The 15198-nt window shown below is 60.6% G+C and carries 13 protein-coding genes and 2 pseudogenes; 5 read left to right on the plus strand and 10 right to left on the minus strand.

All coding sequences use genetic code 11. The features are described 5' to 3' along the window. Positions 1 to 47: 47 nt before the first annotated feature. Positions 48 to 1286: a phosphoglycerate dehydrogenase gene (gene serA / locus ATY79_RS01835; RefSeq protein ID WP_088702823.1), complete on the plus strand. Its 1239-nt coding sequence runs from the start codon at positions 48 to 50 to the stop codon at positions 1284 to 1286. Between the two features lie 136 nt (positions 1287 to 1422). Further along, a pseudogene (locus ATY79_RS31220) lies at positions 1423 to 1763 on the plus strand (Tn3 family transposase); the annotation flags it as partial. 46 nt (positions 1764 to 1809) lie between these two features. On the opposite strand, the gene solA reads toward ATY79_RS31220, so the two are convergent. The 6 genes from solA to ATY79_RS01870 form a co-directional block, all read right to left on the minus strand. Next, positions 1810 to 2970, minus strand: a complete 1161-nt coding sequence (solA, locus tag ATY79_RS01845; protein WP_088702824.1) for an N-methyl-L-tryptophan oxidase — start codon at positions 2968 to 2970, stop codon at positions 1810 to 1812. A gap of 9 nt (positions 2971 to 2979) precedes the next feature. Beyond that, positions 2980 to 4473, minus strand: coding sequence for a histidine ammonia-lyase (gene hutH / locus ATY79_RS01850; protein WP_088702825.1), 1494 nt, complete (start codon positions 4471 to 4473; stop codon positions 2980 to 2982). After that, positions 4470 to 5246, minus strand: coding sequence for an ATP-binding cassette domain-containing protein (locus tag ATY79_RS01855; RefSeq protein ID WP_088702826.1), 777 nt, complete (start codon positions 5244 to 5246; stop codon positions 4470 to 4472). The genes hutH and ATY79_RS01855 overlap by 4 nt, the downstream gene beginning before the upstream one ends. A 28-nt stretch (positions 5247 to 5274) precedes the next feature. Further along, complete coding sequence (locus tag ATY79_RS01860) at positions 5275 to 5979, minus strand: ABC transporter permease subunit (RefSeq protein ID WP_088702827.1); 705 nt, start codon at positions 5977 to 5979, stop codon at positions 5275 to 5277. A 10-nt stretch (positions 5980 to 5989) separates the two neighbouring features. Beyond that, positions 5990 to 6715: an ABC transporter permease subunit gene (locus ATY79_RS01865; RefSeq protein WP_088702828.1), complete on the minus strand. Its 726-nt coding sequence runs from the start codon at positions 6713 to 6715 to the stop codon at positions 5990 to 5992. An 87-nt stretch (positions 6716 to 6802) separates the two neighbouring features. Then, positions 6803 to 7645, minus strand: a complete 843-nt coding sequence (locus tag ATY79_RS01870) for a transporter substrate-binding domain-containing protein (protein WP_088702829.1) — start codon at positions 7643 to 7645, stop codon at positions 6803 to 6805. A gap of 190 nt (positions 7646 to 7835) precedes the next feature. On the opposite strand from ATY79_RS01870, the gene hutC reads away from it, so the two are divergent. Further along, a complete protein-coding gene (hutC, locus tag ATY79_RS01875) occupies positions 7836 to 8582 on the plus strand; it encodes a histidine utilization repressor (protein ID WP_088702830.1) in 747 nt (248 codons plus the stop codon). Between the two features lie 43 nt (positions 8583 to 8625). Here hutC and ATY79_RS01880 read toward each other — a convergent pair whose 3' ends face one another. From ATY79_RS01880 to nadA, 4 genes are all read right to left on the minus strand, one after another. Then, entirely contained in the window at positions 8626 to 9438 is an 813-nt protein-coding gene (locus ATY79_RS01880) for a PhnD/SsuA/transferrin family substrate-binding protein (RefSeq protein ID WP_088702831.1), read from the minus strand. A gap of 64 nt (positions 9439 to 9502) precedes the next feature. Beyond that, positions 9503 to 10354 (minus strand): carboxylating nicotinate-nucleotide diphosphorylase, encoded by an 852-nt coding sequence (nadC, locus tag ATY79_RS01885; RefSeq protein ID WP_088702832.1) that lies wholly within the window; start codon positions 10352 to 10354, stop codon positions 9503 to 9505. Position 10355: 1 nt separating this feature from the next. Next, a complete protein-coding gene (locus ATY79_RS01890; RefSeq protein WP_088702833.1) occupies positions 10356 to 11891 on the minus strand; it encodes an L-aspartate oxidase in 1536 nt (511 codons plus the stop codon). Continuing rightward, the gene (gene nadA, locus ATY79_RS01895) at positions 11888 to 12859 is read right to left on the minus strand and encodes a quinolinate synthase NadA (RefSeq protein WP_088702834.1); all 972 of its coding nucleotides are present in this window, start codon (positions 12857 to 12859) and stop codon (positions 11888 to 11890) included. The genes ATY79_RS01890 and nadA overlap by 4 nt, the downstream gene beginning before the upstream one ends. 682 nt (positions 12860 to 13541) lie before the next feature. On the opposite strand from nadA, the gene ATY79_RS01900 reads away from it, so the two are divergent. Together ATY79_RS01900 and ATY79_RS01905 are read left to right on the plus strand one after the other, a co-directional pair. Continuing rightward, positions 13542 to 13838, plus strand: a complete 297-nt coding sequence (locus ATY79_RS01900; RefSeq protein WP_088702835.1) for a DUF1778 domain-containing protein — start codon at positions 13542 to 13544, stop codon at positions 13836 to 13838. Positions 13839 to 13841: 3 nt separating this feature from the next. Then, a pseudogene (locus ATY79_RS01905) lies at positions 13842 to 14345 on the plus strand (GNAT family N-acetyltransferase); the annotation flags it as partial. Positions 14346 to 15198 lie beyond the last annotated feature (853 nt).

Raw genomic sequence — 15198 nt, forward strand, 5'->3', positions numbered from 1 at the left:
GACAAGCGACCTCGGCCCAACCGAATTAGAAAATCGAAAGCAGTTCAATGACCCGACGTCTTTCTCTTCCGCGCGATCGGATTTCCGTTCTTCTGCTTGAAGGCATCAGCCAGAGCGCTGTGGACTACTTTTCGTCATCCGGCTACGTCAACCTGACCCATTTGCCGAAGGCTCTGGACGCCAAGGATCTCAAAAGTCATATAGCCGATGCGCATATTGTCGGAATTCGTTCGCGCTCCCATCTCACGGAAGAAATTTTCAGTTCCGCCAAAAAGCTGATTGCCGTCGGTTGTTTCTCTGTGGGGACAAACCAGGTCGACCTGGATGCTGCCCGTCGACGCGGGATCCCCGTGTTCAACGCTCCTTATTCGAACACTCGCTCGGTCGCCGAGCTTGTGATCGGTGAGATCATAATGCTGACCAGGCGGATTTTGCCGCGTTCGGCTTCCGCTCATGAAGGTGGATGGGACAAATCCGCCGAAGGTAGTCGTGAGGTACGCGGGAAAACGTTGGGCATCGTGGGCTATGGCAATATCGGTTCGCAGCTAAGCGTTCTTGCCGAAGGCATGGGTATGAACGTTCGCTATTTTGATCCTTCAGACAAGCTTCGCCACGGCAATTCAGAATCGATGGCAACGCTCGGCGAGCTTCTCGAAATCTCGGATTTTGTGACGATGCATGTTCCAGAAACGAGTTCGACGCAAAACATGATTACTGAGACTGAACTGCGCAGAATGAAAAGGGGAGCCATTTTCATCAATAATGCCCGCGGAACGGTGGTGGATCTTGAGGCGCTTGCGAAGGTTTTGAAAGAAAGGCATCTCGCAGGCGCGGCCGTGGACGTGTTTCCGAAGGAGCCAGCATCAAATAAAGATCGTTTTGAAACACCGCTGCAGGGTTTGGACAATGTAATTCTGACACCGCATATTGGCGGGTCGACGGAAGAAGCCCAAGAGCGTATTGGAAGAGAAGTCTCCAGGAAACTCGTGGAGTATTCCGACGTCGGATCGACGCTCGGTGCTGTCAACTTTCCCCAGGTTCAACTGCCGCCACGTCCAAACGGCACGCGTTTCATCCATGTTCATGAAAATCGCCCTGGCATTCTAAACAATCTGAATACGATTTTTTCCTCGCGCGGATTTAATATCGTCGGCGAGTTCCTGCAGACGTACGGCGAAACGGGTTACGTGGTCATTGAAGCGGAGGGCGTTGGCCAGACAGCCGATGACCTACTTGACGAGCTTCGCCAGATTCCGGGAACGATACGAGCTCGATTGCTTTACTAAGCGAGTGGGAAGCGGCATTCCCTAAATGCTTGTCGCGCAGTTCAGTCGCAGTCAGCACCAAATCAGGTCAAGGCGTGAGGCCGCGCAGATAGACGCGATGATTGTTTTCGAGGCCGCTGGGCCCGGACCGCGCCCCCTCGCTAGGCATGCGCTTCAACGTGTCAGCCGCGTTGAACCCGCGCTCTGCATTATCGGCGCCTAGATCGGTCTCAACGGGGCGAGGCCCACTATGGGCTCAAGAGTGCCCTGCACATCGGCCGTCAAGGCGAAATTTCGCGATCGAAGCACCGAGGGGCAGCATCCCAGGAGGCTGCGCCTGCTGATGGCAATCATCATCGACTGGGACATTGTCCATCTTGGCCAGCTGTCGCCGAACGGCGGAATGAAGGTCTTGATGTGCCACCAGAGCTTCCGGCCCGCATCTCACCCTTGTGCAGGGTGCACATCCTGCTTACCGGCGAATATCTATGGTCGCAGGGCAACCGCTTGAGCGTCGTTCCAGCCCCTCGCCGGAACAGCGAGATCAGGCGGCTTTTCGGGCAGCGACGAAGCGGTTCATGGCATCGAAGGAGAAGGCGGCGATCGGCAAGCTCGTTCCACCCTCCAGTGCCAGATCGGCGAGAATTTCGCCGACGACGCTTGTGAACTTGAAGCCATGCCCGGAGCACGGCGAGGCGACGACCACGTTCGGATTGCCGGGCGCAAGATCGAGCAGGAAATCTTCGCTCGGCAGCATTGTGTAGCGGCAGGTCACCGCGTTGACGCGCAGCCCGGCGGCGGCCGGCAGGCGCTTGGCGATAAAGCCGTCGAGCAGCGCCGTGTCCGCGTCATTGACCGGCGGATTGGGTTTGCTGGGATCGATCGGCTCACGGAAATGCGCGTGCCGGCCGACCTTCACGCCATCGACGCCGATCGCCGGGAAGCCGAAGTAGGACCCTTCTTCTCCTTCATCCCTCAGGAAGCACGGCATACGCTGCGGTTCGGTCGAAAACCCGTCGCGCGGCTGATACCAGGCAACGACCTGGCGGATCGCGACAGCATGCTCTTGCAATTGCGGAACGAGCTCGCCAATCCAGGAGCCGGTCGCGACCACGACTTTGCTTGCGCGATACTGGCCAACCGCAGAGCGGATCGTCACGCCGCCGTCACCCGGCTCAATGGCGGTGACCGGCTCTCCGAAATGAAGGACCGCGCCGTCCCCGGCCGCAAGTTTGAGATAACCCATGACGGCAGCCTCGGGTCTGAGATAGCCGCCCTGAGGGTCAAGGACAGCGATGTCGTCATCGCCCAGCTGAAAGGCGGGAAACCGACGTGCCATCTCGCCCTTGTCAAGCACTTCGTGCGCCAATTGATGCATCTTGCAGGATGCGCGCGTTCCCGCAACGACCTTGCTGTCTTCAGCGCCAATTTGAAGGACGCCGGTGGTCGTCAATATGTCTGCGCGAAGCCTGGTCTCCAATGCGCGCCAGTTGCGATAGGCACGCTGCAGCAGCGGTACATAGGAAGGGTCCTCGAAATAGCCGAGCCGAATGAGGCGGCTATCTCCATGCGAGGAACTGAGTGCGTGGGCCGGAAAATAGGCATCGATCCCGATCGTCCTGGCGCCGCGCGCCGAAAGATGGGAGAGTGCCGCACTGCCCATGGCGCCAAGCCCAATGACGGCAACGTCGAATTCAGCTGTCATGTCTCATACTCACATCAGTTCCGGCGGCGCTTGGTGACGGATGAAAGTCAAAAGCGCCTCTATGTCGCCGGCAAGAGGTCGATCGTCGCCATAGTGGGCAACGACATTGCGTACGGCTCGGTGGATTGCGTCCGTCCCCTTGGCGCGGCCAGCCGTTGGTGCAAGGAAGTCGTGCGCCTGGGCTGCGGCCATCAGCTCGATTGCGAGAATATATTCGGCGTTGTCGATCACAGACAAAAGCTTGTTTGCCGCGGCCGTCGGATGAGCAAGAAAGTCCTCCTGCAGGCCGGAGGTCAGGCCGCCATCGGTGGAGGCCGGCGCAGCCAGCCTGCGGTTCTCGTTGCTGAGCGCCGCAGCCGTGTATTGCGCGATCATGAAGCCGGAATTGCTGCCGGCGTCACTCGCCAGAAACGGCGGCAGGCCGCTGACCAAAGGATTGACGAGCCGGTCCATGCGGCGCTCGCTGATCGCCGATATCTGCGCAAGGGCAATTGCCAGGCTGTCTGAGGCTTGCGCCAGGGCCGGCGCCACGGCATGAGCCTGCGACGAGACAAGCGGATTTTCGGGGGTGCCTGAGACCGCCGGGTTGTCGGTTACCGAGGCAAGTTCGCGATCGACAACGTCACAGGCATTGTCAAAGACGTCGCGAGCCGCCCCGTGAGCATGCGGCACCGAACGCAGGCTTAAGGCATCCTGTGTGCGCTTTCCGAGCGCCGCCGCGATCAGGCCGCTGCCAGCCAGGCGCCGCCTCAAAGAAGCGCCGACATCGGCAATGCCGCGCGACGGACGCTGTGCCAAGACGGCTTCGTCGAAAGCCGCCATCTGGCATCCTGCCGCCTCCAGCGTCAGGGCGGCGACCGCATCAGCCCAGTCGAGGAGGTGGTTGGCTCGCGCCAATGCGACGCTGGCCAGACCCGTTGCACAGGCCGTACCATTGACAAGGCTCAATCCCTCTTTCGCGCCGAGCACGAGTGGAAGAAGACCGATCGCACTGAGCGCCTCGCGACCACTCATGCGCTTGCCAGCCACTGAAGCGGTTCCCTCGCCGATGAGGACGAGCGCGGTGTGGGCATTGTGCGTCAGGTAGCCGGCTGAGCCTTTTGATGGGACATCCGGCACGCAATCGCGTTGAAGAAATGTCGTGAGATGGCGGACAATGTCCGCACGCACGCCGGAATGGCCGTGCGCAAAATTGGCGATTTGCGCCGCGATGATCGCGCGCACCTCGCGCCTCGCCAACAGCGCGCCGACACCACAGGCATGGCTCATGACGATGTTACGCGACAGTCGGCTTTGCAAGGGGCGATCGACCACCGTATCGGAAAGCGCGCCGACGCCGGTATTGATGCCGTAGGCGCGCACGCCAGTTTCAACGATCCGTTCGACGATACGGCTTGCATTGTCCACGCGCGCAAATGCTTCGTCAGAAAGTGCGAGCGCCTCCCCGGTTGCCACGCGCGCCACCTCGCGCCAGCCGATCCGCGCATCAATGGTGACCGTCATTGTGTGCTTCCGAAATGGCCGATGAACTGGCGAAAGGCGGGCGAGGCGCCGCCACCGAACATCTCGTCCGGCGCACCGCTGCTCTCGACCAGGCCTTCCTTCATGAAGACAACCCGGTTGGAGACATTGCGGGCAAAGCTCATCTCGTGCGTGACCACCAGCATGGTCGTCCCCTCCTCGGCAAGCGCACGCATGACACGCAACACCTCGCCGACGAGTTCGGGGTCGAGCGCGGAAGTCGGTTCGTCGAAAAGCATGACCTTCGGCTTCATCGCAAGAGCGCGGGCGATTGCGGCACGTTGCTGTTGGCCGCCCGACAGGTGTGCCGGATAGGCATGTCGCTTGTCGGCGATGCCGACCTTTTCCAAAAGCACCTCGGCCTCGGCGATGCATTCGGCGCGCGGACGCTTCAAGACATGAACCGGTCCCTCGATCACGTTCTGCAGGATCGTCATGTGTGACCAGAGATTGAAGGACTGGAAGACCATGCCGAGTTCCGAGCGGATGTGGTCGACCTGCTTCTGGCTGGCAGGCCGGCTCACCCCGCCCTTGTGGATCATGCGGATCTGTTCTCCATCCACCCAGATCTCGCCGTCGGTTGCCGTTTCCAGGAGGTTGATACAACGCAGGAAGGTGGATTTTCCGGAGCCGGAGGCCCCAAGCAGCGAGATGACGTCGCCATCTTCAGCATCGAGCGAGATACCACGCAGGACCTCATGCGTGCCGAAGCTCTTGCGGATGTTGCGGACGGAAAGTCGGGTAACGCCTGGCATGAAAGCTCCAATCGTGTCCGTTCAGCTCTTAAGCTTTGAGCGCCGGCGGGATCGCACGGCGGTGTCGCGAGAGCGAATATTCGAGCAGGGACATCGCCTGCAGAATGACGAAGTTGAGAACGAGGTAGATGATGGCAGCGCAGAGAAACACTTCCATCGTGCGGTAGGTTTGCGAGATCAGCCGCTGCGCCACGCCGGTCACTTCCCATACGGTGACCAGGCTTGCGAGCGCGGTTGATTTCATCATCAGGACAATTTCGGTGGAATAGGCCGGAAGCGCGTGGCGAAAGGCGATTGGCGCCAGGATGCGACGCACGAGCAGCGCACCGGACATACCGATCGAACGAGCGGCCTCGATCTCGCGTGGCGACACGGCGCGAATGCCGCCGCGGAAAATTTCCGCCGAATAGCCGGCGGTGCAGAGCGCCAGCGAAAGCACTGCGCAAACGAACGGCTCGCGCAGGAACGGCCAGAGGAAGGAATAGCGGATGAAGCCGAACTGGCCAAGGCCGTAGAAGACGAGGAACATCTGGATCAGCAGCGGCGAGCCGCGAAAGACGAAGATGTATCCCTTGGCGATCGCCGACAGCACCGGATTGCCGCCGACGCGCATCCAGACGATCAGCAGCGCCAGAAGACCACCAAAGAAGACGGAAAGAGAAAACAGAGCCAGGGTCATCGGGACGGCCTTGACCAGTGTCGTCATCGTTTGGACGAGAAAAGCGAGATCCATCGTTGCTACCTCACGCCTTTCCCATGGCCGCGGTCGGCATGCTGCGATTGGCACGCCGCTCGGCGCCGTTGAAGATCCGGTCAGAGAGGCTCGTCAGGATCAGATAGAGGATGCCGCCGACGATGAAGAACAGGAAATACTGTCGCGTGGAACCGGCGGCGACCTGACTGGTGCGCATCAGCTCCGCCAGACCCGTCACCGAGATCAGCGCCGAATCCTTGAGGCTGAGCTGCCAGACATTGCCAAGTCCGGGGATCGCGAAACGCAGCACCTGGGGAATTACGATCCGGCGAAACCGCAGACCACGATGCATGCCGATCGCCGACGCCGCCTCCAATTCACCCTTGGAAATGGCAAGGTAGGCTCCGCGGAAAACTTCCGCCTGATAGGCGCCGGAGATGATACCCACAGCCAGCGCACCTGCGAGAAACGAGGGCAGGCCGAGGAACCCCTCATAGCCCATCGCCTTGCCGATCGAGGTGACGGCAGACGAGCCTCCGAAATAGATGAGGTAGATGATCAGCAGTTCCGGCACACCGCGAAAGACGGTCGTGTAGACGTTGCCGAGTGCAACGAGCGACGCCTTGCCAGAGAGCTTGGCCGCAGAGATGATCGCTCCAAGCACGGCGCCGATTGCAAGTGCAGTTGCGGTCACGCAAAGCGTCATCAGCGCAGCGAGCAAAAGCAGCGCGCCCCATCCAGTCGAGCCGAATCCGATCAGTTCCAGTGTTGCCATATCACGTTCCCCGCGCCCGGCGATGTCTAAAAGCATGCGGTCCCCGGCATTAAGGCCGGAGACCGGACGTCCGGCCTCCGCCGGAGGTCAGTTCTGCGGGCTGACGTCGACCTTGAACCACTTCATCGACAGGTTCTTGACGGTGCCGTCGGCGAGCGCGGACTTGATCGCTTCGTTGAACTTGTCGCGAAGCTCGGTATCGGCCTGACGGATACCGAGACCTTCACCCTCGCCCCAGATCGAGCCTACGATTTCAGGGCCAGTGAAGGCCAAGGTGTCATTTGCGGACTGGAAGGCATTGGCGAAGTAGACGGCATCGTCGAAGCCGAGGTCGATACGGCCGTTCTGAAGATCGAGATCGCGGTCGGCGCCGGTCTTGTATTCACGGATTTCTGCAATGTCGCCGAAATTGTCGTAGACGAATTTCGCATAGACGGTGGCGGCCTGAATGCCGATCGTCTTGCCCTTGAAGGCCGCCTTCAGCGCATCGATTTCCTTCACTCCGGTCTGGCCTGGCGTCATCTTGATCGTTGCGCCGGTGCCGGCGGCATTGGCAAGCGGGCTGTCCTTGGCCGTGGCAAAGGCTGCCGGTGTTGCAGCGTAGGGGATCGTGAAGCCGATGACCTTCTTGCGGTCGTCGGTGATCGACAGGGCATCCATGATGACATCGAACTTGCCGGCATTGAGCGCCGGGATCATGCCGTCCCAGTCGGAAGCGACGAGCTTGCATTCGATCTTGGCGCGCTCGCACAGAACCTTTGCAAGCTCTGGTTCGAAGCCGCCAAGCGTGCCGTCGGCATTGGTCATGTTCCAGGGGGCATAGGCACCCTCGAGTGTAATCGTAGCAGTCTTCCAGTCCTTGGCCGCAACAGGAGCAGCGAAGGCGGACAGTACAAAGGCGCCGGAAAGAAGAAGCGCGCTGAATTTCATTTGTTTAATCTCCTCTGAAGTGACGATTGACCTTATCGGTCCGACACCGGTCTTCGCCGGCTTGCCCGATGCCGACCTTGCTGGTCGATCTTTCGAGAGGTTGTATAGGGTACCATATGAGATATTTTGTGTTATGCAAGAGGAAAGTCGATTTATCGAGCGGATTCCGCCGTTGCAAAGGGAATGGGCAATGAAGCGTCCAAGCGAGATGAAGAGGGACCACGATACCGCACCGCTCTATGCTGGTGTCAAGCAGATGATACTCGACCGGATCCATAGCGGCGAGTGGCCTCCGAAGCATCGCGTGCCTTCCGAAAACGAACTGGTCACGGAGCTTGGGGTCAGCAAGATGACCGCCAATCGGGCGCTCAGGGAACTGGCAAGCGAGGGCGAGCTCGTGCGCATTCAGGGCGTCGGCTCCTTTGTCGCCGAGCGCAAGGGTTACTCAGCCCTGTTCGAGGTGCGCAACATTGCCGAAGAGATTGCCGAGCGCGGTCACGCGCATGAGGCCTCGGTGGTCATTCTAGCTCAGGAAACAGCCTCTCCCGAGACGGCGGACGCGCTCGAGCTCGATATCGGCGCACCCGTCTTTCACTCCCTGATCGTGCACAGTGAAAATGGCGTACCGGTGCAGATCGAGGATCGTTTCGTCAATCCGGCCGCAGCTCCCGACTACCTGGCACAGGATTTCGCCTCCCTGACACCGAATGCCTATCTGACGGCTGCTGCCCCGCTCAGCGGATCCGAACATATCGTCGAGGCGGCCATGCCGCAGTCCTGGGAATGCAAGCTCTTGACCATCCTCAAGAATGAGCCGTGCCTTTCGATCCGTCGGCGGACCTGGTCGGGGCGCCACGTCGTTTCGACGGCCCGCCTGATTTACCCCGGCAACCGCTACCGGCTCGAGGCTCGCACCGGCAAGCTGTTTGAGGACTAGCGATAAGTTGTATATGGAACATAGCCATCAACTCCGCACTTTCCTAGCCAATCCGGCGATAGCCAAGAAGAGCGGCCTGACGTTCGAGTGCCAGAAGAGGCTCGTACTCGGCATCGGAAAGGGTGACAAAACCTGAAAGCGCAAGCGTTTCGCGAACGCTCGCCAGGGAGGGGTCGTTGATCGCCGCCTGCAGCGCGTTGCGCAGTTGCGCAACCTCTCCATCCGATGAGCCGGAGGAGGTAATGAAGGGCAGCCCAGGGCCGCTGGTCGTCTCGGCAAGGATGCGCAGGCCGGCAAGCCTCTGCGGCGCAAAACGGCGTATGTTGCCAAAGGTCACACAATCGATTGCCGCAACATCGGCCCTGCCTTCGGCGAGCGCGGTGATGCTGGCGGCGTGACCGCCGGTTTCGATCACATCGCCGAAGAAGCGCCGACCTTCAGCGAGCGGGGCTATTTCAGCGCGAAAGAAATTGCTGCCCGAGTTGCTCTCATGGTCGTTGACTGCGGCACGCAAACCGAAAAGATCGGCAAGCGATCGAACGGATGCGCTTTCGTGAACGATGATGAAGCTGCGCATCAGCGGGCCGTCGCAGCCAGGCAGGTCGTAGATTGGCGTTGCCACGAGGCGAACCGAGCCGCGCAGCCGCTTTGCATAGGGATAACCGCAGGTCTGCGCAAGAATGAGATCCGGGTGCAGCCAAGCCTCGTGATAAGTCAGTGAACGGTCGAGTTCCGCTGGCACACCGGACAGCCCGGCCTCGTCCCGCAGGTAATCGCTGATATAGCGCCACAAATCAGCGGTTGCGTCCATCAACGGCTGAGGATCGACATACATCGACAGGCTGGCAAGGCGCATTTTCCAAGACCCTTCGTTGACGCGCCGCGACCATAATTAAGCGTCGACGAATTGCCAATGTCTGTCAGCCTTGCACGTCGAGCCCGATATCCAGCGTCGGAGCACTGTGCGTGCACCAGCCAACCGACACGAGATCAACACCTGAGGCGGCGATTGCAGCGACCGTTGCCGGCGTAACCCGCCCCGAGGCCTCGGTGATTGCGCGCCGATTGACGATTGCGACCGCCTCGCGCAATTGATCCGGCGTCATATTGTCGAGCAGGACGGCATCGACGCCTTCTTCCATCGCCTCGAGCAGCTGCTCGAGTGTATCTACCTCGACCTCTATCTTGACCATATGCCCGACACCGGCACGCGCGCGCGCGATCGCTTCGGCAACGCCGCCGGCGATCGCCACGTGATTGTCCTTGATCAGGACCGCATCATGAAGTGCGAAGCGATGGTTCATGCCGCCGCCGGCGCGAACGGCATATTTTTCCAGAGCCCGTAACCCGGGCGTCGTCTTGCGGGTGCAGGCAATCGATGCCTTGGTGCCCTGGACCGCCTCGACCAGGCTTGCTGTCACCGTTGCAATGCCGGACAGATGTCCGAGAAAGTTCAGCGCTGTACGCTCCCCTGTCAGCAAGCCGCGCGAGGGCCCGGTGATCGTCGCGATGGTGTCACCGGGTTTGACGCGCGACCCGTCCTGCCTGTGACGGGCCATCGCGATTGCTGGCTCGACGAGCTGGAAAGCGAGCTCGGCGGCGTCAAGGCCGGCAATAACACCGGACTGCCGCGCGACCATGATCAAGGACGAGTGATGATCAGCCGGGATGACGGCGGCCGAGGTGATGTCACCGGCAAGGCCGAGATCCTCAAAGAGAGCCGCACGCACCAGCGGTTCGATGATAAGACGTGGCAAAGGGGAAAGGGACATGTCAGGCACTCCGGGCAAGAGGGGTGTCGGCACGCGCGATATCGAAAACATCGGCGAGAGTCAGGAAGCGGCGTTCTGCAACCGCCAGCTTCAATGGAAAATCGGTGCGGGCATGGGCGCCGCGACTTTCCTTGCGCAGCATTGCAAAGACGGCAATTGCCAAAGCAACAATGGCCGGATCGGCGCAAGGTCCGTCGGATTGCGCAAGCGGCAACAGGGTCGCAATCGCTCCCTTAAGAGCCCCGGCATTGCGCAGTACGCCAAGATGGCGCGACACGATCGCGCGCACCAACGAGGCATCAGGGGCGGAGACAGACGGTATCCTGGGGACCGGGCGAAGAGAGCCCGCCGCAGTTGCGCCAATATCATGGGCCGCCCGCATGCCGAGGACCGCCGCCTCAAGCAACGAGTTGCTGGCCAGACGATTGGCTCCGTGCAGTCCGCTGGATGCTGCCTCGCCAATGACCCAGAGGCCGGGGACCGAGCTGCGTCCCGTCAGCCCAGTCGCTACACCACCCATGTGATAGTGAACGGCAGGGCGCACCGGGATGAGATCGTTTGCGGGGTCGATGCCGGCCTCGTGGCACAGCGCCTGGATCGTCGGAAATCGAAGTGCGAATCTATCGCCAAGCGCGCAACGCGCATCCAGGAAGACGCGTCGTCCGAGCGAAAGCTCGGCGCTGATGGCGCGCGCAACAACATCGCGCGGGGCTAGGTCTTCTCCATCGATACCCGACATGAACCGTTCGCCCCTGTCGTTGACGAGGACGGCACCCTCGCCGCGCACCGCCTCGCTGACGAGCGCCAGCGGCCGGCGCGCGGAATCGAGACCGGTCGGGTGAAATTGTACGAATTCCATGTCGGCAAGCTTAGCCCCCGCCCTCGCCGCCAGCGCGAGCCCCTGACCGAAATTGGACATCGGATTGGTCGTTGCGTCGTAGAGCCCGCCAATCCCGCCTGTCGCCAACACCACCCTGTTGGTCATGATGGCGGCAGGCTGTGCTCCTCTGGAAACGATGAGGCCGCTGACGCAGTCGTCGTGGGTCAGAAGCGAGCGGACCTCGGTTGCATCGAGCACCGTGATCGAAGGCGTGTTTGCAACCGCGCGCACGAGTGCGGAAACGACCGCAGCACCAGACCCATCCCCCGACGCGTGCACGATACGGCGACGCGAATGCGCCGCCTCCAGACCAAGTACGAGCCCTCCTTGGCTGTCCCTGTCGAAAGAGACCCCGGCGCGCTCCAGGGCAGCGATGACGGCCGGGCCCTCGGCGACAATCTCGGATACCGCCTGGAGATCGCACAAGCCGTCACCGGCAGCAAGCGTATCGGCAAGATGCAACTGAACGCTGTCGTCGTCGCCGATGCATGCCGCGATTCCGCCTTGCGCCCAGGCGCTCGACGTCTCAGTCCCGATGGCACCGCGGGTAATGAGCACGACGGGCTGCGGCGCTAGCGTCAATGCCGTCATCAGACCGGCAAGCCCGCTCCCGACGACGATAATCTGCCCGCAAAACGCGTCGAGATGCTCGCTCATATCGCAAGCATTCGTTCGACGGCCCGGCGCGCGGCGACGGCAACGTCAGGATCAACCGTGACCTCGTGGCGATTTTCTTCCAGGGCTGTGCGGATATTGGCAAGCGTGATCCGCTTCATGTGCGGACAAAGGTTGCAGGGGCGAATGAACTCGACCTCGGGATGATGCACAGCGACGTTGTCGCTCATCGAGCACTCGGTCAAGAGAACGACGCGGGCCGGACGCTGCTGCCCGACGAAATCGGACATCACCGCGGTCGATCCGGCAAAGTCCGCCTCGGCGACGACGTCCGGCGGACACTCTGGATGCGCCAGGACCGTTACACCGGGATAGTTTTCGCGTAACTGCCTGACGTCGTCGGCACTAAACAGTTCGTGGACTTCGCAGTGACCATGCCAGGCAAGCACTTCGACCGTCGTTTCGCGCGCAACATTGCGGGCAAGATACTCGTCCGGAATCATCAGCACGCGCGGCACACCGAGCGACTCGACCACCTGTTTGGCGTTTCCTGACGTGCAGCAAATATCCGACGCCGCCTTCACGGCCGCCGACGTATTCACATAGGTGATGATTGGCAGGCCTGGATGGGTTTCGCGCAGCAGCGCCACATCCTGAGGCGTGATCGAATCCGCCAGCGAGCAGCCTGCGCCCATATCCGGGATGAGCACGGTCTTGCCGGGATTGAGCAGCTTGGCCGTTTCGGCCATGAAATGCACCCCGGCAAGCACGATGACGTCAGCCTCGACATCGACAGCCTTGCGCGCCAGCGCCAGGCTGTCCCCGACGATATCGGCGACCCCGTGGAAGATCTCCGGCGTCTGGTAATTATGGGCAAGAATGACGGCGTTGCGCTGCCGCTTCAGCTTAAGGATCGCCTCGACGTCATCTTCGAACGACATCCACTCTGCTTTAGGAATGACGCGGCGAACGCGCTCGTAAAGGGAGGACGCGGAAACGCGGTGATTCATGGCCGACTCCTGTTTATACTCAAATTGAGTATATTATGGTGCCCATGGATATTCTCATAGTGAGCATATGTCAATTGCAGAAAAGCGACGACCAACAGACGCCTCGCCGACCATAAAAAAGTCCCAATACAACAGATGCTTAGCGAGCCGAAACTCGCCGCCTCGCCCCCCCCCCGACCCGCGCCTTCTTCCCGCATCGCGGCCAATTCGTCCTGCATCACATGGGGATATTGCGGGTGTCGCCAGCTCGCGGATCCTCGGAAGATCCTCATTGGAATCTCGGGTACGACAGGCCCGTTCGTGGATGCCGATCGCCCATCTGGTGGGCCCTGCGCGGGCGCGAAACTCGCCTACTCGCTGCTGCCCAGATCAACTCCTATCAATCCACTTTCTTCCATCGACTTGCGAGTGGCGTCAGCCAGCGGGCTGCGCTTGCTTCGAAAACTAGGCCGCATCAGTAGGAACCTATGCACGCAGCCGAGCATATCAGCGAAGAATAGCGTGCACTGGCATAGCCAAATGATCAAGAAAGCCTAGTGAAAACCGACTTCATGAGCGCCTCAACTCACGGCAGCAGTTCCCGAATTGCATTTTTCGATGGGAGCAGCCTTCGAACGGAATCGATATTCAAGTATTGCATTTAGCAATACAAGGTATTATCTTCCAGGCAAGGAGATAAACTATGGCCACTACCGAACGCAAGGAATACCCGATCGCAATGCGTCTGCCCGCAGCGGACGTGGCAATGATCGATCGCGCGGCAAGCTTACGCGGCCGCTCGCGCACAGACTTTGTGCGCGATGCAGCAGTGCGTGCGGCCGAGGAAGTCGTCATGGAGCAGGGACTGGTCCGTATGAGTCCTGAAGGATTCGCCGCATTCATGGACGTGCTGTCCCGTCCGGCGGCTCCGGTTCCCGAGATGGTGGAACTAGCCCAACGGCCCGCGCCTTGGGAGCCCGGCTACGTGGAGAAGCGGTAAGACGTGTCACTATCGGCTCCTGAACCGCTCACCTCCGCGCATGACGTTTCCGATTTCTCCTGCGGCAAATACACGCTCGATCATTGGTTGAAGACGCGCGCGCTCTCCAATCAGCAAAAGGGCTTCACGGCCGTTCTCGTCGTCCACGAGGCCGGCCAGGTGGTTGGATATTATGGTCTTGCGCCGACGGCCGTGATCCCCTCGATTTTGCCTCGATCGATCCGCACGGGGCAGCCGCCCGATCCGGTTCCCTGCCTGCTTCTCGGTCAACTCGCAACCGACACGGAATGGGCTGGGCGCGGCATTGGAACAGGTCTAGTGAAACACGCCCTCCAGCGCTGCGTTCAGGCCGCCACACTGATCGGCGGGCGGGCCTTGATGGTCAACGCCGTCGATGGGGGCGCCGCTGAATTCTGGAGGCGGAGAGGTTTCACGGCTTCCAGGGACGATCCTTTGGTTCTGTTCCGCTCGATCGCCGACATCGCTGTCTCTCTCTCTCCGAAGGGACGGCCCGTTGAGAGATCCAGTGGCACGGAAGGACTGCGCTTTTGGCCGCCCATGGATAGCATCGGCGAGCTCGACGACGGCCGACGTCGTCATGACGTCGCAAGCCACCGGCGAACGGACAATGCCTTCATCAAGACATGTTAGCGCCACTTCGTTAAGACGGCGACGCTTGCCGCGCTGGGGATCGTGCGCGTGTGACGCGGTGCTACATCTACACACTCAGTGATCTGCCTAGAAGAAGGCGCCTCTTGGATCGATCGCTTTCCTCGCCAGGCTCGCGCTCGCGCTCGGGATGTTGCTCAATCTTGGCCTTAACAAGATGGTTATCGCCGAGGGCTGCATGCCGGCATCCTGCTCGATCTATCCGGTTTCCTCTCGCTGCTTGCCTGCCCGGCAATACAGCAATGCTAATTTCCATAAAATCCAACGATCGGGCCACGTCAGCGTGGTCCTTTTTCGTCGTGGAAACTACCGGTTACTGACATGCACCAAAGGCTCACCTCGCGGATTTCCGCTTAGCAACGTGACGGTGAGGATGGAGCAAGGACGAACAGCCCGAGGTTCAAAGCCGGGCCCGCAGCCCTCCGTGGCCGGCCATAAGAGCCGGCAAGCAGAACTCTGTAGTTCATGAGTTTCACCTGTTTTTAGGGGGACATCCATTGCGCTGTGCGGCGTCGCGCAGCGTTGCAATTGGTTCGGAGCTGGCACGTGGTGCCATCAGATCAACGAGATCGGTCGATAATCCGCATTTGAGGCGGTTGGCTCCGATGCAATACGGCGAGAGTGGAGGCCTCCTCTCCGCCATTTCTCGTTGGCGACATCGACCTCCAGATGATCGCCTTCCCCGACATGC

This window comes from Rhizobium sp. R693 (assembly GCF_002211315.1).
In the GTDB taxonomy this organism is placed as follows: Bacteria; Pseudomonadota; Alphaproteobacteria; order Rhizobiales; family Rhizobiaceae; genus Rhizobium.